We start from the raw sequence: 19,550 nt of genomic DNA, 5'->3' as shown, positions 1-19,550 counted from the left end.
CTCCTGCCCATCGAGATGACGCGCCGACTGCCTGCCTTTTTCTCCGTGCTGCTGGCCATCGTGCTGTCGGTGGGTTGCGCCACCCTCGACGAGAAGCAGCGCGAATGGATCTTCCAGCCCAGCGACCGGGCCTGGGGCGGCAGCGCCAGCTACGCCGAGGGCATGGACCACGTCTGGATCGAGTTCCCGTCCCGCATCACCGGCCAGCCGGCCAGGCTGCATGCCCTGTGGATCGAGGCGGAGGACGCCCGGGCCGACACCCCCGTGCTGCTGTACCTGCACGGCGCCCGCTGGAACGTCGAGGGCTCGGCCGGCCGCATGCGGCGCATGCGTGACATGGGCTTCGCGGTGCTGGCCATCGACTACCGCGGCTTCGGCAAGAGCAGCAGCGGCCTGCCGTCCGAGCAGACCGCCTACGAGGATGCGCGCGCGGCCTGGGACTGGCTGGCCGCGCAGTACCCCGGCCGGCCGCGCTACCTGTTCGGCCACTCGCTGGGCGGCGCCATCGCCATCGACCTGGCGGCGCAGGTCGATGACGAGCAGGGCACCATCGTCGAGGGCACCTTCACTTCCATCCCCGACGTGGCCAGCACCTTCAAGTGGGGCTGGCTGCCGATCGGGCCGCTGATCACGCAGCGCTTCGCCTCGATCGACAAGGTCGGCAAGATCGGCTCGCCGCTGCTGGTGGTGCACGGCGACAACGACACGCTGATCCGCACCGAACTGGGCCAGCGCCTGTACGAGGCCGCCACCGGCAAGAAGCGCTTCCTGCTGATCGAAGGCGGCTCGCACCACAGCTCGATGGTGGTCGGGCAGGTGCACTACCGCGAGGCGATCCAGCAACTGTTCGGCTGGCATTGAGCGGGCGCGGGCACGCGCGCCGGCGAACGAGCTTCTGCTAGTCTCGCGCCCGATGCCGACCGCACCCCGCCTGCTGGCCCTGGCCGGCCCCACCGCCTCGGGCAAGACGGATGCCGCGCTGGCACTGGCCGCGGCGATGCCCTGCGAGATCGTCAGCGTCGATTCGGCGCTGGTGTACCGCGGCATGGACATCGGCACCGCCAAGCCCGGCCGCGAGCAGCGCGCGGCCGTGCCGCACCACCTGATCGATATCCGCGATCCGGCGCAGCCGTACAGCGCAGCCGAGTTCGCCGCCGACGCCGCGCGCCTGGTCGCGCAGATCAACGGCCGCGGCCGCATCGCCCTGCTGGTGGGCGGCACCATGCTGTACTTCAAGGCGCTGTTCGAGGGGCTGGACGCGATGCCGCCGGCCGATCCGCAGGTGCGCGCGGCGATCGAGGCCGACGCGGCCGAGCGCGGCTGGCCGGCCCTGCACGCGGCACTGGCGCAGGTCGACCCGCGCACCGCGGCGCGGCTCGCACCCAACGACGCCCAGCGCATCCAGCGGGCGCTCGAGGTGTTCCGCGGCAGCGGCCGGCCGCTGAGCGATTTCCACGGCGCCGCGCGCAGCGGCGCCCTGCGACCGGCCGCCCTGCTGTCGCTGGAGCCGGGCGACCGCGCCTGGCTGCACGCCCGCATCGCCCAGCGCTTCGACGCCATGCTGGCGCACGGCTTCCTCGACGAGGTGAAGGCGCTGCGCGCCCGCGGCGACCTGCACCCCGGCCTGCCCAGCATGCGCTCCGTCGGCTACCGCCAGGCTTGGCAGGCGCTGGACGAAGGCTGGCCGCTGGCCGAACTGCGCGAGCGCGGCATCTTCGCCACCCGCCAGCTCGCCAAGCGCCAGCTCACCTGGCTGCGCCCCATGCAGCGGCGCGTGATCGCCTGCGATGCAGCCGATGCGACCGCGCAGGTGCTGCGCGCCGCGCGGGAGGCCGGGCTTTGAACGTGCCCGCTCCGCTGCTCCAGGTGCAGGAGCTGGGCAAGCGCTACGGCAGCGTCGACGTGTTCCGGCACGTGTCGTTGCAGGTGGCGCGCGGCGAGTTCGTCGCCATCGTCGGCGAGTCGGGCGTGGGCAAGTCGACCCTGCTCAACTGCCTGGCCGGGCTGGACCATTGGGACGAGGGCCGGATCACGCTCGATGGGCGCGACCTGGGCACGCTGGACGAAGCGCAGCGCGCGCTGCTGCGGCGCAGCCACGTCGGCTTCGTGTTCCAGGCCTTCCACGTGCTGCCGCACCTGGACGTGGCGCAGAACGTGGCGCTGCCGCTGATGCTGCTGGGCCGGGCCGACCCGCAGCGCGTGCAGGCGATGCTCGCGGCCGTCGGCCTGGGCGGCCTGGGCGAGCGGCTGCCGCAGCAGCTCAGTGGCGGGCAGCTGCAGCGGGTGGCGATCGCGCGCGCGCTGGTGCATGCGCCGCCGCTGCTGCTGGCCGACGAGCCCACCGGCAACCTGGACCCGCGCACCGCCGACCAGGTGATGGACCTGCTGGCGGCGCAGGCGCGCAGCGAGCAGGCGGCGCTGGTACTGGTGACGCATTCGGCCGCCGCGGCGGCACGCGCCGATCGGGTGCTGCACCTGCGTGCGGACGGGGTGGTGTCGCCAGGGTGACCGGCGCCGCCCGCGAGGCGGCAGATGCGGCGCGTCAGCGCCTGCGTGCCGGGACCTTGGCCGCAGGCGCGGCGGGCGCGTGCTGCTCCATGAATTCCCGCACCAGCCGTCGCAGCACCTGCGACGGCGTCATGTCCTGTGCGTAGCACAGCTTCTCGAACGCAGCCTTCCTGGCGGGGTCGATCAGTATGGTGAGCCGGGCGGTCTTGTTCTCCATGGGAGCACGGGCGGCGAAGTCGGCCGATTGTAGTCAGGGCATACCGGGCTTGCCGCTTCCGCCCGTCGGGATGGACCCTGCCCTGCACGTCGCTTTTTCCGGGTTTTTCCGGAGTGCCCGCGGCGCGACCTGTGGTGCGGCTGTGGTACCGCCGCTGCGCCCCGCAGCACAGGCTCACGCGCGGTTTTCCTACAGCCCGCACCACCGCGCCCTTCCAACATCGGGCATCGCCAACCGGAGACCCACCATGCCCAACCGCGCCGGAAAAGACGCCTGCGACCTGCTCGATGCCGACCATCGCGCCGTCAAGAAGATGTTCAAGGAATACGAGGAGCTGACCGGCTCGCGCGCCCGCGGCGCGGCCCAGAAGAAGATGGATCTGGCGCGCCAGATCTGCATGGAGGTGACCGTGCACGCGCAGCTCGAGGAAGAGATCTTCTACCCGGCCGTGCGCGCGGCGCTCAAGGAAACCGACATGCTGGACGAGGCCGCCGTCGAGCACCAGAGCGCCAAGGACCTGATCGCGCAGATCCAGCAGATGACGGATGCCGACGACAAGTTCGACGCCACCGTCAAGGTGCTGGGCGAGTACATCGACCACCACGTCAAGGAAGAGCGCAACCAGATCTTTCCCAAGGCGCGCTCGGCCCGCAAGCTGGACCTGGTGGCCATGCGCGACGAGCTGGAGCAGCGCAAGGAAGAACTGATGTCCGAGATGGGCGCGCTGGCGTAGCGCCGCCCCGCGACAATCGGGCCCATGCGGGCCCTGCTGCGTACCTACTCCTGGCAGGAACTGCGCCACCATCCGTGGCGCAGCCTGACCGCGGTCGGCGCCGTGATGCTGGGCGTGGCGCTGGCGCTGGCAGTGCACCTGATCAACGCCTCCGCGCTGAGCGAATTCTCCGCCGCGGTGCGCTCGGTCAATGGCCAGCCCGACCTGGAATTGCGCAGTGCCCGCGGCAGCTTCGACGAGGCGCTGTTCGCGCGGGTGGCCGGCGATGCCCAGGTGGCGCTCGCCGGCCCGGTGCTGGAGCTGGCCACCAATGCCGTCGGCGCCGAAGGCCGCCGCGTGCCGCTGCGCATCGTCGGCGCCGACGCGCTGGTCGCGGCCGGCCTCGCCCCCGCGCTGATGCCGCGGCTGGACCGCGAAGCCGGCCGGCTGGCGCTGTTCGAGCCCGCCACCGTGTTCCTCAACGCCGCCGCGCGCGAGCAACTGGGCGCGGCACCGATCCGGCTGCAGGCCGGGCTGCAGCTGCGTGCCGTGGCGGTCGGCGGCAGCGTCGGCGCCGCGGGGCCGCCGCTGGCGGTGATGGACATCGGCGCGGCGCAGGAACTGTTCGGTCGAATCGGCGAGCTCTCGCGCATCGACGTGCAGTTGCGCGCCGGCGTCGACCGGCAGCAGTGGCTGCAGCGCATGGACCTGCCCGCCGGCGTGGTCGCGGCCGAGCCGGGCGACGCCACCCAGCGCGTGAGCAACCTGTCGCGCGCCTACCGCGTCAACCTGACGGTGCTGGCGCTGGTGGCGCTGTTCACCGGCGCCTTCCTGGTGTTCTCGGTGCTGTCGCTCAGCGTCGCCCGGCGCTCGCAGCAACTGGCGCTGCTGGGCGTGCTGGGCCTCGATCCGGGCCAGCGGCAACGGCTGGTGCTGGCCGAATCGGCGGCGCTGGGCGCCGTCGGCAGCGCCGCCGGGGTCGCGCTCGGCACCGCGCTCGCGGCGCTGGCCCTGCGCGTGCTCGGGGGCGACCTGGGCGGCGGCTATTTCGAAGGCGTGGCGCCGCGCCTGCAATGGAGCACCGGCGCCGCGGTCGGCTACGGCGGGCTCGGCGTGCTCGCCGCCATGGCGGGCGGCTGGTTCCCGGCGCGCGCCGCGCAGCGCCTGCCGCTGGCGCAGGCGCTCAAGGGCCTGCGCGCCGACGCCCACGGCGCGCGGCGGCGCTGGGTCGGCCCCGCCCTGCTCGCCGCTGCCGTGCTGCTGGCCCTGCTGCCGCCGGTCGGCGGCCTGCCGCTGGCGGCCTACTTCTCGGTCGGCCTGCTGCTGGTCGGCGGCATCGCCGCCCTGCCCCCGCTGGTCGGCGCGCTGTACGACCGCATCGCGCCCCTCGTGGCCCACCGCGTGCTGCCGCTGCTGGCGGTCGAGCGCGCGCGCCGCGTGCGCGAGACCGCCGCCGTCGCCGTCAGCGGCGTGGTGGCGGCGCTCAGCCTGGCGGTGGCGCTGACGGTGATGGTGGCGAGCTTCCGCGACTCGGTCGCGCGCTGGCTCGACGTGCTGCTGCCGGCCGACCTGTACCTGCGCACCGCCGCCAGTTCGTCGGCCGGCGACACGGCCTTCCTCGATCCGGCGCTGGTCGAAGCCGCCGCGCGGCTGCCCGGCGTGCAGCGGGTCGCGACCCAGCGCGTGCGGCCCCTGCTGCCCGATCCCGCCCGGCCGCCGATCGCCCTGCTCGCCCGGCCGATCGACAACCCGGCGAGCGACTTGCCGCTGGTGGGAACGCCCGTGGCCGTGGCCCCGGGCCAGGTGCCGGTCTATGTGAGCGAGGCCATGCTCGACCTGTACGGCGCCCGGGTGGGCCGGCCGCTGCCGCTGCTCGACGCCGCCCTCGGCCTGCCCGCCACCGGCGTCGGTGCGAGCCGCTTCACCGTGGCCGGCACCTGGCGCGACTACGTGCGCCAGAACGGCGCGGTGCTGCTGCGCCAGGCCGACTACCGGCGCTTGACCGGCGATACGCGCAGCAACGACCTGCAGGTCTGGCTGGCGCCCGGCGCCGATCCGGCGCAGGTGCAGCAAGCCCTGCGCGAACGGGCCGGCCCCGCCGCCGCGCTGCTCGAATTCGCCTCGGCGCACGAGATCCGCGCCACCTCGCTGCGCATCTTCGACCGCAGCTTCGCCGTCACCTACTGGCTGCAGGCGGTGGCGATCGGCATCGGCCTGTTCGGCGTCGCCGCCAGTTTCAGCGCGCAGGTGCTGGCGCGGCGCAAGGAGTTCGGCCTGCTCGCCCACCTGGGCCTGACGCGCCGGCAGATCCTGGCGGTGGTGGCCGGTGAAGGCGCAGCGTGGACGCTGATCGGCTCGGCCGCCGGCCTGGCGCTCGGGCTGGCGGTGGCCGTGGTGCTGGTGCACGTGGTGAACCCGCAGAGCTTCCACTGGACCATGGACCTGCTGGTGCCCTGGCTGCGCCTGCTGGCGCTGTGCGCGGCGGTGGTCGCCGCCGGCACGCTGACCGCCTGGGTCGCGGGGCGCGCCGCCGCCAGCCGCGACGCCGTGCTGGCGGTGAAGGAGGACTGGTGATCCGGCGCCGCGAGCTGCTGGCCGCCGCGCCCGCCCTGCTGGCGCTGCCCGGGCACGCGCTGCCCGAGCGCGCGCTGCGGTTTCCGCGCGACCACGGCGCCCACCCCGAGCTGCGCACCGAGTGGTGGTACATCACCGGCGCCGTGCAGGCCGGCGAGCGCCCGTTCGGCTTCCAGCTGACCTTCTTCCGCTCGCGGGTGGACGCCACGCAGGCGATGGCGTCGGGCTTCGCGGCCAAGCAACTGGTGTTCGCGCACGCCGCGGTCACCGACGTGCAGGCCGCCCGCCTGCACCACGACCAGCGCATCGCGCGCGAAGGCTTCGGCGTGGCGCTGGCCGACAGCGCCGACACGCGCCTGCGGCTGCGCGACTGGCAACTTGCGCGCGGCGCCGACGGCGCGTACGTGGCGCGGCTGCCGGCCGGCGACTTCACGCTCGAGCTGCGCGGCACGCCCACCCAGCCGCCGCTGCTGCAGGGCGCGAACGGTTTGTCGCGCAAGGGTCCGGACCCCTCGCAGGCCAGCTACTACTACAGCGTGCCGCAGCTGGCGGTGGACGGCGCGATCACGCTGGCCGGCCGGCGCCACGAGGTGCAGGGCAAGGCCTGGCTGGACCACGAGTGGAGCGAGGCGCTGATGCACCCGCAGGCGGTGGGCTGGGACTGGATCGGCATGAACCTGGACGACGGCGGCGCGCTCACCGCCTTCCAGTTGCGCCGGCAGGACGGCTCGCCGCTGTGGGACGGCGGCTCGTTCCGTCCGGCCGGCGGCAGCGCCGCCATTGCGAGCGAAGGCGCCACCCGGTTCAGCCCGCAGCGGCGCTGGAGCAGCCCGCTGACCGGCGCCTCGTACCCGGTGGAATGGCAGGTGCAGACGCCCGCCGGCCGCTACACCGTGCGCGCGCTGGTGGACAACCAGGAGCTGGACAGCCGCGCCTCGACCGGCGCGGTGTACTGGGAAGGCCTGTCCGACCTGCTCGACGCCGGTGGCCGCCGGGTCGGGCGCGGCTACCTGGAAATGACCGGGTACGCGCAGCGGCTGCGCCTCTAGCCCTGGGTGGACTGCGCGCGATCGCGCCAGCGCACCGAGGATACGAACTCAATCGTCGTTCTGCGCCAGTACCGTCTCGCGCAGCGCCTGCGCCTTGTGCGGATCGAACGGCCCCTGCGCGCGCGCCAGTACGTTGCCGTCGCCGTCGATCACCAGCACGCTGGCATGGTCGGGGTCGGACAGGCCGGCCTCGCGCACGAAGGCCGCGCGATCGGTGAATACCGGCAACAGCAGCGAGCGCTCGGCGACCGCCGGCCAGCGCTCGCGCAGCCGGCGCTCGATGTCGCGCCGCTCGCCATCATCGCCGGGGTCCTGCACCACCGGCAGCTTGACCCAGGCGATGCGCGGTTCGCGCTGCAACTGCAGCCCCTCGATCCAGCCCTGCACCTCGTGGCTCGGGCTGCCGTCGAACACCACCAGCGCCAGCACGCGCTGCCGCGGCCACGGCGGCGCCTTCTGCAGTTGCGCCAGGCGCTGGACCGCGGCGCTGGGCAGCTTGCCCAGCACCTGCCGCTCGTGCGGTGCGAGCCACGCCAGGGTCACCGCCGCCACCGCGGCGGCCAGCCACACCAGCAGCGGCCTCCATTGGCTCCAGGACATGATGCTCGATTGCCTCCCTGGGCCGAGTGTGGCACCCGGTCGCGCCGGCCATGTGTCTGCCTTGTAAGAACCGGTCGCAAATCTCAGTGGGCCCCGGCCGCGGCATCGCCGGGCGCCCCCATCGGCTGCGGACGGCTCAGCCACACCAGCGGGATCAGCACCAGGAAGAACAGCGCCGAGAGCCAGAACAGGTCGGTCGCCGCCATCGTGAAGGCCTGCTGGTCGGCCAGCCGATTGACCTGGGCGAGCGCCTGCTGCGCCGTCAGGCCCTGGGCCTGCAGGCCGGCCAGCGCGGCCTCGACGGCGGGGTTGCCCGCGTTCACCGCTTCGGCCAGCTGCGCGTGGTGCAGCGCCGAGCGGCTCTCCCAGCTGGTGGTGAAGATCGAGGTGCCCAGCGCGCCGGCGGTGATGCGCACGAAGTTGGTCAGGCCCGATGCCGCCGCGATCCGCTCGGGCGGCAGGCCCGACAGCGTGATGGTGGTCAGCGGGATGAAGAAGAAGGCCATCGCGACGCCCTGGACGATGGTGGGCACCATCAGCGTGCCGAAGTCGGCGGTGGTGGCGAAGCGCGAGCGCATCCACAGCACCAGCGCGAACACGATGAAGGCGAAGGTCGCGTAGCGGCGTGGGTCGACCTTGGCGACGGTCTTGCCCACGAACGGCGACAGCACCAGCGCCAGCAGCCCGACCGGCGCCATGATCATGCCCGCGTCGGTGGCGGTGTAGCCCATGAACTGCTGCAGCCACAGCGGCAGGAGCACGACGTTGCCGAAGAACAGCCCGTAGGCCACCGACACCGACAGCGTGCCGGCCCAGAAGTTGCGCCGGGCGAACAGGCGCAGGTCCACCACCGGATGGTCCTCGGTCAGCTCCCACAGCAGGAAGTAGGCGAAGCCGACGGCGGCGACGATGGCCAGCGCCACGATCAGCGGCGAGTGGAACCAGTCGTGCTCCTTGCCCAGGTCCAGCATCATCTGCAGCGCGCCGATCCAGACCACCAGCAGCGCCAGTCCGACCTTGTCGATGGGCAGCTGGCGCGTCACGCTCTCGCGCCGGTGGTAGATGGCCCAGGCCGAGGCGGCGGCCACCAGGCCGACCGGCACGTTGATGTAGAAGATCCAGGGCCAGCTGATGTTGTCGGTGATCCAGCCCCCCAGCAGCGGGCCCAGCACCGGCGCCACCAGCGTGGTCATGGCCCACAGCGCCATCGCCAGCCCGGCCAGCGCCGGCGGGTAGCTGGCCAGCAGCAGCGTCTGCGACAGCGGGATCATCGGCCCGGCCACGAAGCCTTGCAGCGCGCGCGCCGCGATCAGCAGGCCCATGCTGGGCGCCAGCCCGCACAGCCAGGACGCGATCACGAACAGGATCACGCTGCCCACGAACAGGCGCACCTGGCCGATGCGCTGGGCCAGCCAGCCGGTCAGCGGCACCGACACGGCGTTGGCCACCGCGAAGCTGGTGATCACCCAGGTGCCCTGGTTGGGGCTGACGCCCAGGTCGCCGGCGATGGCCGGCAGCGAGACGTTGGCGATCGAGGTGTCCAGCACGTTCATGAACGTGGCGGCGGACAGCGCGATCGTGCCCCAGGTGCGGGCCGCGCCTTCCAGCGGCGGATGCTGGGCCGCCGCGCCGGGGGCGGCGGCCATCAATGGGCTCCGTGGACGGGGGCGTCGAGGGCTGCCGTGCGCGAGCCGGAAGGCGCCGCCGCGCGCGCCGGCGCGCGGCCCAGGTTGGCGGCGATCACGCGCTGCACCGCGGCGTCGGCGGCGGCGTCCTGCAGGTCGAACACCGGCGTCTGCGCGACCGCGGCCGGGCGCGGCGCGTCGGCCAGCGACTTGCCGTCCTGCCGGCTGACGTCGACCGTGGCATCCATCGACAGGCCCACGCGCAACGGGTGCCGCGCGACTTCCTCCGGGTCCAGCGCCACCCGCACCGGCACCCGCTGCACCACCTTGATCCAGTTGCCGGTGGCGTTCTGCGCCGGCAGCAGCGCAAACGCCGCCCCGGTGCCCGCGCCCAGACCGGCCACGGTGCCGTGATAGGCCACCTTCTGCCCATACACATCGGCGGTGAGGGTCACCGGCTGGCCGATGCGGACCTTGCGCAACTGGCCTTCCTTGAAGTTGGCCTCGACCCAGACCTGGTGCAGCGGCACGATCGCCATCAGCGGGCTGCCGGCGGCCACCCGCTGCCCCAGCTGCACGGTGCGCCGGGCCACGTAGCCGTCCACCGGCGCCGGCAGCGCGGCGCGCTGGGTGGCGATCCAGGCCTCGCGCACCTTGGCCGCGGCCACCCGCACGCTCGGGTGCTGCTCCACCGTCGTGCCCTCGGTCTGGGCCTGGTTGCTGGCCAGTTGCTCGCGCGCCGCCGCCACGCCGGCCTGGGCCGCGGCCAGGGCGCTTTGCGCCTGCGCCAGCTGCGCGCCGGCGTGGTTCAGCTCCTCGCGCGACACGGCGCCGTTGCCCGACAGCGACTGCCGGCGCTTCAGGTCGTCGGCGGCGCGCCGCACTTCGGCCTCGGCCCGGCCGATGTCGGCTTCGCGCAGGCGCACCTGCGCGGCCAGCGAGGCGTTGTTGGCGTACAGCGTGCGGACCTGCCGCACGGTCTGCGCCAGCTGCGCCTCGGCCTGCTGCAGCGCCACCTTCAGGTCGACCGGGTCGAGCTGCACCAGCGGCTGGCCGGCCTGCACGAAGTCGGTGTCGTCGGCGTGGATCGCCACCACCGTGCCGCCGATCTGCGGCGTGATCTGCACCACGTTGCCCTGCACGTAGGCGTTGTCGGTGGATTCGTAGCGGCTGGCGACCTGCCATTCGTAGACGGCCCAGACCAGCCCGGCGACGGCCAGTGCGCCGGTCAGCACCAGCAGGCCCTTGCGGCGCCGGCGGTTGCGGGCCGCGCCCGCGGGTTCTTGCGTGTCGTTCATGGTGTTCGGGGGTCAGGGGGCCTTGGCCGCCAGGCGCGGCGGGCCCGCCTCGGGCTGGAAGCCGCCGCCCAGCGACCGCATCAACTGGACCTGGTTGTCGAGGGCGCGCGCCGCCAGGTCGACGGCGAGCCGGCGCTGGTCGAGCACCGCGGTTTCGGCGGAGAGCACCTGCAGGTAGGTGCCCAGACCGGCCTGGTAGCGCTGCACGGCGATGCCGTACGCGGCTTCGGCCGCGCCCTGGGCCTCGCGTTGCTGCATCTGCTGGCGCCCGATCGAGCGGGCCGAGGCGAGCTGGTCGGCCACCTCGCGCACGGCGTCCAGGATGGCACCGTTGTAGCTCTCGATGGCCAGGTCCAGGTCGGCCGCCTTGCCGCGCAGGTTGGCGCGCAGCCGGCCGGCGTCGAAGATCGGCAATTGCAGCGCGGGACCGACCCCCCACTGCAGGCTGCCGCCCTCCAGCAGGTTCGACAGGCCGATGCTGGAGAGGCCGACGAAGGCGCCGAGATTGACGTTGGGATAGAACTGCGCCCGCGCGCTGGCCACGTCATGCGTGGCGGCCTCGATGCGCCAGCGGGCGGCCATGATGTCGGCCCGGCGCGCCAGCAGGTCGGCCGGAATCGCGGCGGGGATCGCCAGCGCGCGCATGGACGCCAGTGCGGGCGGCTGCACGGCCGCGTCGGGCTGGGCCACCAGGGCGGCCAGCGCATGGCGGGTGAGCTGCGCCTGCTCCTGCAGCGCCTCGATCTGCTGGCGCGCGTCGGGCAGCGCGCCCTCGCTCTGGCGCAGCTCCAGCGTGGTGTCCAGCCCGGCATCGAACCGCTCGCGCACCAGCCCGAGCGCCTGCTCGCGTTGCGCCAGCGTGCGCTGCGCCACCTGCAGCTGGGCGTCGATGCGCGCCAGCTGGAAGTAGCTGCGCGCCACCTGGCTGGCCAACAGCACGCGCGCGGCCTCCACCTCGACCTCGGCCGCGCGCGAGCTGCCCAGGGCCGCGGCCAGCGCCTCGCGGTAGCGGCCGAAGAAATCGATCTCCCAGCTCGCGCCCAGCTGCAGGGTGCCGGAGTCGCGCACCGAACCGGCCAGCGGCGGCGGCACGGCGCCGGTCTCGGTGTAGCGCTGGCGCTGCACGGTGGCCGAGCCCTGCAGCTGCGGCCGGGTGGCGGCGCCGGCCACCTCCAGCACCGCCTGGGCCCGGGCCGTGCGGGCCTGCGCGATCTTCAGCGTCGGGCTGTCGGCCAAGGCCTGCTCGACCAGCCGGTCGAGCTGCGGATCGCCGAAGGCGCGCCACCACCCGGGCGCGACCGCGGGGGCCGGCGCGGCCGTGTCCGCTGCCAGGCCCACGCTGGCAGGGGAGCGCCGCTGCGCCTGCGACTGGATGCCGGCGGGGCTGGCGCAACCCGCCAGCAGCGCCGCCGCCAGCAGCGGGCCGGCGCGCCAATCAGGCAGCTTCATCTCGGGTCCGTTCGCGTTCGCGCTTGAGGGCCACGCCGTTGTCCAGCAGGCGGTGCAGCAGGCCCTTCAGCAGCAGCCATTCCTCGCGGCTGACGCCGCGCAGGTGGGCGTTGAGCACCTTGCACAAGGCCTGCGGAATGTTCCCGGCCGCGGCCCGGCCCGCTTCGGTGAGTTCCAGGTGCACGATACGCCGGTCCTGGGCCGAGCGGACGCGCCGCAGCAGGCCCTTGGCTTCCAGCCGGTCGAGCATGCGCGTCATGGCGCCGGCATCGAGCTGGCACTCGCGCGCCAGTTCGGCGCCGGTGTTGCCGTGGCCGAGGAACAGCTTGTACAGCGGCACCCATTGCGCGTGGGTCAGGCCCAGCGGCTCGAGCTCGTGCTCGACTTCACCGGCGAAGCTGGCGAGCACCCGTCGCATCAGGTAGGCGACGCTGTCGTCGGGCCGGTAGCTGGCCGGCGTGTAGTAGGACGCCGCCGCGGGCTTGCGGCGCGACCGGGGGCTGGCGGGCTTGTCCATGGCAGCGGCGGATATTATTTGCCTAGTCAATCATTGTCAAGGCGATGCTTGGCTGGGCAGTTGTGGCTACACTGCCCCGCATGGCCGACGCCGTTCCCGCCCGGGGCTCGCCCCGCTCGCTCTCGGGCCTGCTGCCCTTCCTGCGCCCGTACCGCGGCCGCATGGCGCTGGCGGCGCTGTTCCTCGGCCTGGCCGCGGCGGCGACGCTGCTGTTTCCAATCGCGCTGCGCGGCCTGATCGACCAGGGGCTGGCCGCCGCGGGCGGCCCCGGCGAGCGGCTGGTCGCGCTGCGCGAGCACTTCGGGCTGCTGTTCGGCGTGGCGGTGGCGCTCGGCCTGTTCTCGGCGGCGCGCTTCTACATGGTGAGCTGGCTGGGCGAGCGCGTGACCGCCGACCTGCGCAGCGCGGTCTACGCCCACGTGCTGCGCCAGAGCCCGGAGTTCTTCGAGCACACACGCACGGGCGAGGTGCTGTCGCGCCTGACCACCGACACCACGCTGGTGCAGACCGTGGTCGGCTCCTCCTTCTCGCTCGGCCTGCGCAACGTCGTGATGGGCGTGGGCGCGCTCGGCATGCTGGTGTACACCCACCCCTACGTGATGTCGCTGGTGTTCGCCGCCGTGCTGCTGGTGGTGCTGCCGGCGATGGCGTTCGGCCGGCGCGTGCGGCGGCTCTCGCGCGCCAGCCAGGACCGGGTCGCCGACTCCAGCGCGATCGCCGCCGAGGTGCTGAACGCGATCCCCGTGGTGCAGAGCTACACCGGCGAGGCGCGCGAAGCGGCCCGCTTCCGCGAGGCCACCGACAGCGCCTTCCACACCGGCGTGCGCCGCACCAAGGCGCGCGCCGCGCTGGTGGCCTTCATCATCATCGCCAATGCGGCGCTGCTGCTGTGGGGCCTGTACCGCGGCGCCCAGGCGGTGATGGCCGGCCAGCTCAGCGCCGGCCAGCTCGGGCAGGCGGCGCTGTACGTGATCATCTTCGCCGGCGCGGTGGCGGTGCTGGGCGAGGTCTACGGCGACCTGCTGCGCGCCGCCGGCGCCACCGAGCGCCTGATGGAACTGCTGGCCAGCCGCTCGCCGGTGGCTTCGCCCGAGCGAGCCGTTGCCGCGCCGGTGCCCGCGGGCGGCGGCCGCGTCGCGTTCGAGCACGTCTCCTTCCACTACCCCTCGCGCCCGGCCACGGCGGCGCTGCAGGACTTCACGCTCGACGTGCGGCCCGGCGAGACGGTGGCCCTGGTCGGCCCCAGCGGCGCCGGCAAGAGCACGGTGTTCTCGCTGCTGCTGCGCTTCTACGACCCGGCGCAGGGCCGCATCACCGTCGACGGCGTGGCGATCCGCGACCTGGCACTGGAAGACCTGCGCGGCCGCATCGGCCTGGTCGCGCAGGAGCCGGTGGTGTTCTCCACCAGCGCGCTGGAGAACATCCGCTACGGACGCCCCGGCGCCAGCGACGAGGAGGTGGTGCAGGCGGCGCGGGCCGCCTACGCGCACGACTTCATCATGGCGCTGCCCGAAGGCTACGGCACCTACCTGGGCGAGCGCGGGGTGCGGCTTTCCGGCGGGCAGCGCCAGCGCATCGCGATCGCCCGCGCCATCCTCAAGAACCCGCCGCTGCTGCTGCTGGACGAGGCCACCAGCGCGCTGGACGCCGAGAGCGAGCGCATGGTGCAGGCGGCGCTGGTGTCCGCCATGCGCGACCGCACCACCCTCGTGATCGCGCACCGCCTGGCCACCGTGCAGCAGGCCGATCGCATCGTCGTGCTGGACCACGGACGCATCGTCGAGCAGGGCCGGCACGAAGCGCTGGTGGCGGCCGGCGGCGTGTATGCGCGACTGGCGGCGCTGCAGCTGCTCGATTGAGGCCGCCGCCCGTGCGCGGCGACCGGACTTGCAGCGAGCCGCGCTCGTGCCGAGCAACGAGCCGTGACTTGATCTCGCCTGCTGCCGTCCTATAGTGATCGGGCCGCGCGGCGGCTCGTGCTCGTCGTGCATCGTCGCTCTCGAGCCCGGTGGCTTGCGCGGCAGCGCCGCCCAGCAAGGCGGCATTCCTCGGCATAGGAGGCCCACACCATGGCAACTCCCGTTTCGATCAGCAAGTTCGAAGTCAAGTCGCACGCCTCGCCCGACGAGGTCCGCTCGCCCGACAAGACGCGCGTCGAGGTGGTCAAGCTCGAGGGCTACACCATCGGCCGGCTCAACTTCCAGCCGGGCTGGCGCTGGTCCGAATGCGTGAAGCCGGTGGCCAAGACCGACCTCTGCCAGCTGTCGCACGTCGGACACGCGGTATCCGGGAAGATCCGCGTGCGCATGGCCGACGGGTCGGAGAAGACGATCAGCGCCGGCGAGTCGTACACCATCCCGCCGGGCCACGATGCCTGGGTCGAGGGCAGCGAGCCGTTCGTCGGCGTCGAGGTCCTGAGCGCGGATGTCTACGCGAAGCCGGCGTGATGGCGAGTCGGGGCGCGTCGTTGCGCTGGATCCTCCGCCTGCGCGGAGGATGACGGTGACGCGGGGTGGATGACGGTGACGCGCGGTGGATGACGGCGCACCGCAGTGGATGACGACGAAGCGCGATGACGCGCCGCGCGGACGAGCCGCCTACTGCACCGGCCCCTTGAGCGCCTTCGGGATCGGCAGCGGCAGCACGCCGATGCCCTCTTCCAGCAGGGCCTGGGTTTCCTCGCGCGAGGCCTGGCCGCGGATGCCGCGTTCCTCGCTCTCGCCGTAGTGGATGCGGCGGGCCTCCTCGGCGAAGCGCTCGCCGACGTCCTCGGTGTGGGACATGACGTGCCGCACCATCTTCAGCCAGGCCTTCTGCATCTCGGCCTCGGGCACGGCCGCCGCCTCCTGGCGCGGCGAGGCGTCGGGCTGCGCGCCCAGGTTCAGGCGCGGAGCGCTGGGCATCTTGGCGACGGCGGTGTCACCGCACATCGGGCATTCGACGAGGCCGCGCTCGAGCTGGCCCTGGAAATCATCTTCCGAGCCGAACCAGCCTTCGAAGGCATGGCGATGCGAGCATTGCAGGTTCAGGACCTTCACGGCGTCGACGGGCCGCCCCGGCTCGCCGCGCCCCCTCGGGGGCCGGCGCAACCACGGAGTGGGCAAGCGTGGGGGTTCATGATGCGCAATTATGGGCGCCAGTCGAGTTGCCAAGTGCCGGCAAGGACGTTCTGCAGCCACAGCGCGCCCACCAGGGTCTTGGCATCGGTCACGCTGCCGTCGCGGCACCAGGCCAGCAACTGCTGGGGCGTGGCGGTGAAGACGTCGAGGAACTCCTCGTCGTCGAGCCGGCGCTCGCCGGCCGCCAGGCCGCGCGCGAACCAGACATCGATGAATTCGGTGGCGTACGAGATCACCGGATGCAGCTGCCCGGCGAAGGCCCATTCGCGGGCCGTGTAGCCGGTCTCTTCCTGCAGCTCGCGCCGGGCGCAGGCCAGGTGGTCCTCGCCCGGGTCGAGCTTGCCGGCCGGGAATTCGACCATCACGCGCCCGATCGGGTGGCGGTACTGGCGCTCCAGCACCACCCGGCCATCGTCCAGCAGGGGCACGACCATCACGGCGCCGGGATGGATGACGAACTCGCGCGTGGCGTGCACGCCACCGGGCAGCACCACGCGGTCGCGCACCACGTGCAGGAAGTCCCCGCGCAGCAACTCATCGCGCGCGATCGTGCGCTCGACCAGGTGCCGGTCGGCCTCGTCAGCCACGGCGCCGCTTGCCCAGGTAGCGCCAGACGAAACCGGGGAAGGCGAAGGTCAGGAACAGCGCCCCGGTGACGGCGTAGAACTCCCAGCCCTGCGGGGCGATCTGCCCGGCGCGGTTCTCCAGCGCCAGGCCGAGGGCGCCGACCAGCAGGTACAGCACGAGCAGCTCGGCCAGGCGCAGCGCGAAGGGCTTGGGCGCCTTGAGCGGCCACACGCCCAGCACGTGGCGGTCGAGCAGGAACGGCAGGTTGGCGGCGGCGAACGCCACCGCGATCACCAGCCAGACGGAGGCCGTCAGCGACACGGGCTTGCTGGGGTGCTCAGGACGCCAGCGTCTTGAGCACGGCCTCGGTGCACAGCGCCATCAGCCAGCCGGGCACGATGCCCAGCACCAGCACCAGGGCGCCGTTGACGGTCAGCACCGCACGCACGTCGGCCGGGGCCGAGACGGTGGTGGCGGTGATCGGCGAGTCGAAGTACATGACCTTGATCACGCGCAGGTAGTAGAACGCGCCGACCAGCGAGGCCAGCACGGCGAAGACCGCCAGCCCGATGTGCAGCACCGTGCCGCCGGCCACCAGCGCCTGCAGCACCATCAGCTTGGCGTAGAAGCCCACCATCGGCGGGATGCCGGTCAGCGAGAACATGCAGATGGCCATGATGCCGGCGTACAGCGGGCTGCGCTGGTTCAGGCCGGCCAGGTCGGCGATCTCCTCGCTCTCGAAGCCCTCGCGCGCCAGCAGCAGGATGATGCCGAACGCGGCCAGGAAGGTCAGCACGTAGGTCACGATGTAGAACATCGCCGAGCTGTAGGCGGCCTGCGCGTTGGCGGTGCTGCCGTCGACCACCCCGGCCGCCAGGCCCAGCAGCACGAAGCCCATCTGCGCGATGGTCGAGTAGGCCAGCATGCGCTTGAGGTTGCTCTGCGCGATGGCCGCCAGGTTGCCCACCAGCAGCGAGGCCACGGCCAGCACCATCAGCATCTGCTGCCAGTCGATGGCCAGCGGGATCAGGCCTTCCACCAGCAGGCGCATGGCGATGCCGAACGAGGCCAGCTCGGGCGCCGAGCCGATCAGCAGCGTGATGGCCGTCGGCGCGCCGTGGTAGACGTCCGGAATCCACATGTGGAACGGCGCGGCGCCCAGCTTGAAGGCCAGGCCGGCGACGATGAAGACCAGGCCGAACACCAGCACCTGGTGGTTGATGCGGCCGCTGGCGATGGCGCGGAACACCTCGTTGATGTCGAGCGAGCCGGTGGCGCCGTACAGCATCGACATGCCGTACAGCAGGAAGCCGCTGGCCATGGCGCCGAGCACGAAGTACTTCATGGCGGCTTCGGTGGAGGTCGCGTGGTCGCGCCGCAGTGCCACCAGTGCGTAGCTGGACAGCGTCATCACCTCCAGGCCCAGGTACAGCACCAGGAAGTTGCTGCCGGAAACCATGACGAACATGCCCAGCAGCGAGAACAGCGACAGCGTGAACAGCTCGCCGCCGCGCAGCATGCCGCGGTCGGCCGCGTAGGGGCGGCCATAGACCAGCGTCACCATCAGCGCGATGGCCGAGAAGCACTTCAGCCAGTTGCCCATCGGGTCGCTCACCGTCATCCGGCCGAAGGCATAGAAGGTGCGGCCGTCCATGGCGAAGTCGGCACAGACGTAGGCGACGGCCGCCAGCGTGGCCATGGTCAGCCAGTGGGTCAGTCCGCGCAGGCGCGAGTTGACGCCCAGGTCAACGATGGCGATGACGCACGCCATCACCAGCAGCAGCAGCTCCGGCAGGACGACGATCAGGCTCAGGGAATCGATCATGGCTGCGGGTTCAGTTCAGTTTGGAAGCGGCCACGTGCTTGAGCAGGTTGGCGACCGACGCGTCCATCACGTCGGTGAAGGGCTTCGGGTGGATGCCCATGTAGAGCACGGCCAGGGCCAGCAGCCCCAGCATCAGGTACTCGCGGCTGTTGATGTCGGTCAGCTGGCGCACGTTGTCGTTGGACACCGGGCCCAGGTAGACCCGCTTGTACATCCACAGGTTGTACGCCGGGGCCCAGATCAGCGCGCTGGCGGCGGCCAGGCCGAGCCAGAAGTTGGCCTTGACCGTGCCCAGGATCACCATCCATTCGCCGACGAAGCCGGCGGTGGCCGGCAGGCCGGAGTTGGCCATGGCGAACAGCAGCGCGAAGGCGGCGAAGTTGGGCATGGTGTTGACCACGCCGCCGTAGCTGGCGATCTCGCGCGAGTGCACGCGGTCGTACAGCACGCCGATGCACAGGAACATCGCGGCCGACACGAAGCCGTGCGAGATCATCTGCACCAGCCCGCCGGACACGCCCAGCGGATTGAAGATGAAGAAGCCCAGGGTGACGAAGCCCATGTGGGCCACCGACGAATAGGCCACCAGCTTCTTCATGTCGCGCTGCACCAGCGCCACCAGGCCCACGTAGATGATGGCGATGATCGACAGCGCGATCATGAACCAGGCCCACTCGCGCGAGGCGTCGGGCGCGATCGGCATCGAGAAGCGCACGAAGCCGTAGGCGCCCAGCTTCAGCATGATGGCCGCCAGCACCGCGGAGCCGCCGGTGGGCGCCTCCACGTGCACGTCGGGCAGCCAGGTGTGCACCGGCCACATCGGCACCTTGACCGCGAAGGCGGCCAGGAAGCCGAAGAACAGCAGCGTCTGCGCCGTCATCGGCAGCGGCAGCTGGTGCCAGGTGGCGATGTCGAAGCTGCCGCCCGAGGCGCCATACAGGTAGATCAGCGCCACCAGCATCAGCAGCGAGCCGAGCAGCGTGTACAGGAAGAACTTGAACGCGGCGTAGATCTTGTTCGGGCCGCCCCACACGCCGATGATCAGGTACATCGGGATCAGCGTGGCCTCGAAGAACACGTAGAACAGGATCGCGTCGAGCGCGCAGAACACGCCGATCATCAGCCCCGACAGGATCAGGAACGCGGCCATGTACTGGTTGACGCGCTCGGTGATCGCTTCCCAGGCGGAGATCACCACGATGACGGTGATGAACGCCGTCAGCGGCACGAACCAGAACGACAGCCCGTCCAGCCCGAGGTGGTAGTTGATGTTGAAGGTTTCGATCCAGGGCGCCTTCTCGACGAACTGCATCTGCGCGGTGCCGGTCTGGAACCGGCTGTACAGCGGCAGCGTGACCAGGAAACTGACGATCGATCCGACCAGCGCGATCCAGCGCACGGCGCGCGCCTGCTCGTCCCTCCCCAGGGCCAGCAGCACGGCGCCGAACACGATCGGCGTCCAGATGGCAAGGCTCAAAAGACCCACTTTC

Annotated in this window: 19 protein-coding genes; 8 read left to right on the top strand and 11 right to left on the bottom strand. The window is 72.2% G+C overall.

The genetic code is table 11. The features are described 5' to 3' along the window. The first annotated feature begins 15 nt into the window (after positions 1 to 15). From PE066_RS18825 to PE066_RS18815, 3 genes are read left to right on the top strand one after another with little or no spacing between them, the layout of a single operon-like run. Complete coding sequence (locus PE066_RS18825; protein WP_271234060.1) at positions 16 to 861, top strand: alpha/beta hydrolase; 846 nt, start codon at positions 16 to 18, stop codon at positions 859 to 861. Between the two features lie 52 nt (positions 862 to 913). Continuing rightward, a complete protein-coding gene (miaA, locus tag PE066_RS18820) occupies positions 914 to 1,843 on the top strand; it encodes a tRNA (adenosine(37)-N6)-dimethylallyltransferase MiaA (protein WP_271234059.1) in 930 nt (309 codons plus the stop codon). Next, complete coding sequence (locus tag PE066_RS18815) at positions 1,840 to 2,508, top strand: ABC transporter ATP-binding protein (RefSeq protein ID WP_440480545.1); 669 nt, start codon at positions 1,840 to 1,842, stop codon at positions 2,506 to 2,508. The genes miaA and PE066_RS18815 overlap by 4 nt, the downstream gene beginning before the upstream one ends. Before the next feature lie 34 nt (positions 2,509 to 2,542). Here the strand turns inward: PE066_RS18815 and PE066_RS18810 are convergent, their stop codons facing one another. Beyond that, entirely contained in the window at positions 2,543 to 2,725 is a 183-nt protein-coding gene (locus PE066_RS18810; protein WP_271234058.1) for a CopG family transcriptional regulator, read from the bottom strand. A gap of 247 nt (positions 2,726 to 2,972) precedes the next feature. Between PE066_RS18810 and PE066_RS18805 the strand changes: the two genes are divergently transcribed. Genes PE066_RS18805 through PE066_RS18795 form a run of 3 tightly spaced genes read left to right on the top strand, consistent with a single transcriptional unit; the run spans position 2,973 to position 7,060 of the window. Then, positions 2,973 to 3,458, top strand: coding sequence for a hemerythrin domain-containing protein (locus PE066_RS18805; RefSeq protein ID WP_271234057.1), 486 nt, complete (start codon positions 2,973 to 2,975; stop codon positions 3,456 to 3,458). Between the two features lie 24 nt (positions 3,459 to 3,482). Further along, a complete protein-coding gene (locus tag PE066_RS18800; RefSeq protein WP_271234056.1) occupies positions 3,483 to 6,011 on the top strand; it encodes an FtsX-like permease family protein in 2,529 nt (842 codons plus the stop codon). Further along, positions 6,008 to 7,060, top strand: coding sequence for a lipocalin-like domain-containing protein (locus tag PE066_RS18795; protein WP_271234055.1), 1,053 nt, complete (start codon positions 6,008 to 6,010; stop codon positions 7,058 to 7,060). The genes PE066_RS18800 and PE066_RS18795 overlap by 4 nt, the downstream gene beginning before the upstream one ends. A 48-nt stretch (positions 7,061 to 7,108) precedes the next feature. On the opposite strand, the gene PE066_RS18790 is transcribed toward PE066_RS18795, so the two are convergent. The 5 genes from PE066_RS18790 to PE066_RS18770 form a co-directional block, all read right to left on the bottom strand. After that, entirely contained in the window at positions 7,109 to 7,660 is a 552-nt protein-coding gene (locus tag PE066_RS18790) for a hypothetical protein (RefSeq protein WP_271234054.1), read from the bottom strand. Between the two features lie 83 nt (positions 7,661 to 7,743). After that, positions 7,744 to 9,306 carry a DHA2 family efflux MFS transporter permease subunit gene (locus PE066_RS18785; RefSeq protein WP_271234053.1) on the bottom strand — a complete coding sequence of 521 codons (1,563 nt, stop codon included), beginning with the start codon at positions 9,304 to 9,306 and terminating at the stop codon, positions 7,744 to 7,746. Beyond that, positions 9,306 to 10,583: an HlyD family efflux transporter periplasmic adaptor subunit gene (locus PE066_RS18780; protein WP_271234052.1), complete on the bottom strand. Its 1,278-nt coding sequence runs from the start codon at positions 10,581 to 10,583 to the stop codon at positions 9,306 to 9,308. Before PE066_RS18780 ends, PE066_RS18785 begins: the two co-directional genes overlap by 1 nt. A 12-nt stretch (positions 10,584 to 10,595) precedes the next feature. Further along, positions 10,596 to 12,032 carry an efflux transporter outer membrane subunit gene (locus tag PE066_RS18775; protein WP_271234051.1) on the bottom strand — a complete coding sequence of 479 codons (1,437 nt, stop codon included), beginning with the start codon at positions 12,030 to 12,032 and terminating at the stop codon, positions 10,596 to 10,598. Beyond that, positions 12,019 to 12,549 carry a MarR family winged helix-turn-helix transcriptional regulator gene (locus PE066_RS18770; protein ID WP_271234050.1) on the bottom strand — a complete coding sequence of 177 codons (531 nt, stop codon included), beginning with the start codon at positions 12,547 to 12,549 and terminating at the stop codon, positions 12,019 to 12,021. Before PE066_RS18770 ends, PE066_RS18775 begins: the two co-directional genes overlap by 14 nt. 80 nt (positions 12,550 to 12,629) lie before the next feature. Between PE066_RS18770 and PE066_RS18765 the strand changes: the two genes are divergently transcribed. Both PE066_RS18765 and PE066_RS18760 read left to right on the top strand, forming a co-directional pair. Next, positions 12,630 to 14,408, top strand: coding sequence for an ABC transporter transmembrane domain-containing protein (locus PE066_RS18765; RefSeq protein ID WP_271234049.1), 1,779 nt, complete (start codon positions 12,630 to 12,632; stop codon positions 14,406 to 14,408). 210 nt (positions 14,409 to 14,618) lie between these two features. Then, complete coding sequence (locus tag PE066_RS18760) at positions 14,619 to 14,996, top strand: cupin domain-containing protein (RefSeq protein WP_271234048.1); 378 nt, start codon at positions 14,619 to 14,621, stop codon at positions 14,994 to 14,996. A 150-nt stretch (positions 14,997 to 15,146) separates the two neighbouring features. Here PE066_RS18760 and PE066_RS18755 read toward each other — a convergent pair whose 3' ends face one another. The 5 genes from PE066_RS18755 to PE066_RS18735 form a co-directional block, all read right to left on the bottom strand. Beyond that, complete coding sequence (locus tag PE066_RS18755; RefSeq protein ID WP_271234047.1) at positions 15,147 to 15,587, bottom strand: DUF1178 family protein; 441 nt, start codon at positions 15,585 to 15,587, stop codon at positions 15,147 to 15,149. An 89-nt stretch (positions 15,588 to 15,676) separates the two neighbouring features. Further along, entirely contained in the window at positions 15,677 to 16,255 is a 579-nt protein-coding gene (locus PE066_RS18750; RefSeq protein ID WP_271234046.1) for an NUDIX domain-containing protein, read from the bottom strand. Continuing rightward, positions 16,248 to 16,556: a DUF2818 family protein gene (locus PE066_RS18745; RefSeq protein WP_271234045.1), complete on the bottom strand. Its 309-nt coding sequence runs from the start codon at positions 16,554 to 16,556 to the stop codon at positions 16,248 to 16,250. Before PE066_RS18745 ends, PE066_RS18750 begins: the two co-directional genes overlap by 8 nt. A 16-nt stretch (positions 16,557 to 16,572) precedes the next feature. Continuing rightward, entirely contained in the window at positions 16,573 to 18,060 is a 1,488-nt protein-coding gene (gene nuoN / locus PE066_RS18740; protein ID WP_271234044.1) for an NADH-quinone oxidoreductase subunit NuoN, read from the bottom strand. 10 nt (positions 18,061 to 18,070) lie between these two features. Next, the gene (locus PE066_RS18735; protein ID WP_271234043.1) at positions 18,071 to 19,546 is read right to left on the bottom strand and encodes an NADH-quinone oxidoreductase subunit M; all 1,476 of its coding nucleotides are present in this window, start codon (positions 19,544 to 19,546) and stop codon (positions 18,071 to 18,073) included. Positions 19,547 to 19,550 lie beyond the last annotated feature (4 nt).

The sequence above is a fragment of the Ramlibacter tataouinensis genome (genome assembly GCF_027941915.1).
In the GTDB taxonomy this organism is placed as follows: domain Bacteria; phylum Pseudomonadota; class Gammaproteobacteria; order Burkholderiales; family Burkholderiaceae_C; genus Ramlibacter; species Ramlibacter tataouinensis_C.
Note: the sequence above shows the minus strand (reverse complement) of the source record. Positions and strands in the feature narration are given on the sequence as shown.

What these genes read in the sequence shown, in the direction of transcription:
- PE066_RS18790 (WP_271234054.1), bottom strand. Translation starts at nt 7,660, where the DNA reads ATGTCCTGGAGCCAATGGAGGCCGCTGCTGGTGTGGCTGGCCGCCGCG.
- PE066_RS18800 (WP_271234056.1), top strand. Translation starts at nt 3,483, where the DNA reads ATGCGGGCCCTGCTGCGTACCTACTCCTGGCAGGAACTGCGCCACCAT.
- PE066_RS18760 (WP_271234048.1), top strand. Translation starts at nt 14,619, where the DNA reads ATGGCAACTCCCGTTTCGATCAGCAAGTTCGAAGTCAAGTCGCACGCC.
- PE066_RS18770 (WP_271234050.1), bottom strand. Translation starts at nt 12,549, where the DNA reads ATGGACAAGCCCGCCAGCCCCCGGTCGCGCCGCAAGCCCGCGGCGGCG.
- PE066_RS18825 (WP_271234060.1), top strand. Translation starts at nt 16, where the DNA reads ATGACGCGCCGACTGCCTGCCTTTTTCTCCGTGCTGCTGGCCATCGTG.
- PE066_RS18775 (WP_271234051.1), bottom strand. Translation starts at nt 12,032, where the DNA reads ATGAAGCTGCCTGATTGGCGCGCCGGCCCGCTGCTGGCGGCGGCGCTG.
- PE066_RS18785 (WP_271234053.1), bottom strand. Translation starts at nt 9,306, where the DNA reads ATGGCCGCCGCCCCCGGCGCGGCGGCCCAGCATCCGCCGCTGGAAGGC.
- miaA (WP_271234059.1), top strand. Translation starts at nt 914, where the DNA reads ATGCCGACCGCACCCCGCCTGCTGGCCCTGGCCGGCCCCACCGCCTCG.
- PE066_RS18765 (WP_271234049.1), top strand. Translation starts at nt 12,630, where the DNA reads ATGGCCGACGCCGTTCCCGCCCGGGGCTCGCCCCGCTCGCTCTCGGGC.
- PE066_RS18805 (WP_271234057.1), top strand. Translation starts at nt 2,973, where the DNA reads ATGCCCAACCGCGCCGGAAAAGACGCCTGCGACCTGCTCGATGCCGAC.
- PE066_RS18810 (WP_271234058.1), bottom strand. Translation starts at nt 2,725, where the DNA reads ATGGAGAACAAGACCGCCCGGCTCACCATACTGATCGACCCCGCCAGG.
- nuoN (WP_271234044.1), bottom strand. Translation starts at nt 18,060, where the DNA reads ATGATCGATTCCCTGAGCCTGATCGTCGTCCTGCCGGAGCTGCTGCTG.
- PE066_RS18780 (WP_271234052.1), bottom strand. Translation starts at nt 10,583, where the DNA reads ATGAACGACACGCAAGAACCCGCGGGCGCGGCCCGCAACCGCCGGCGC.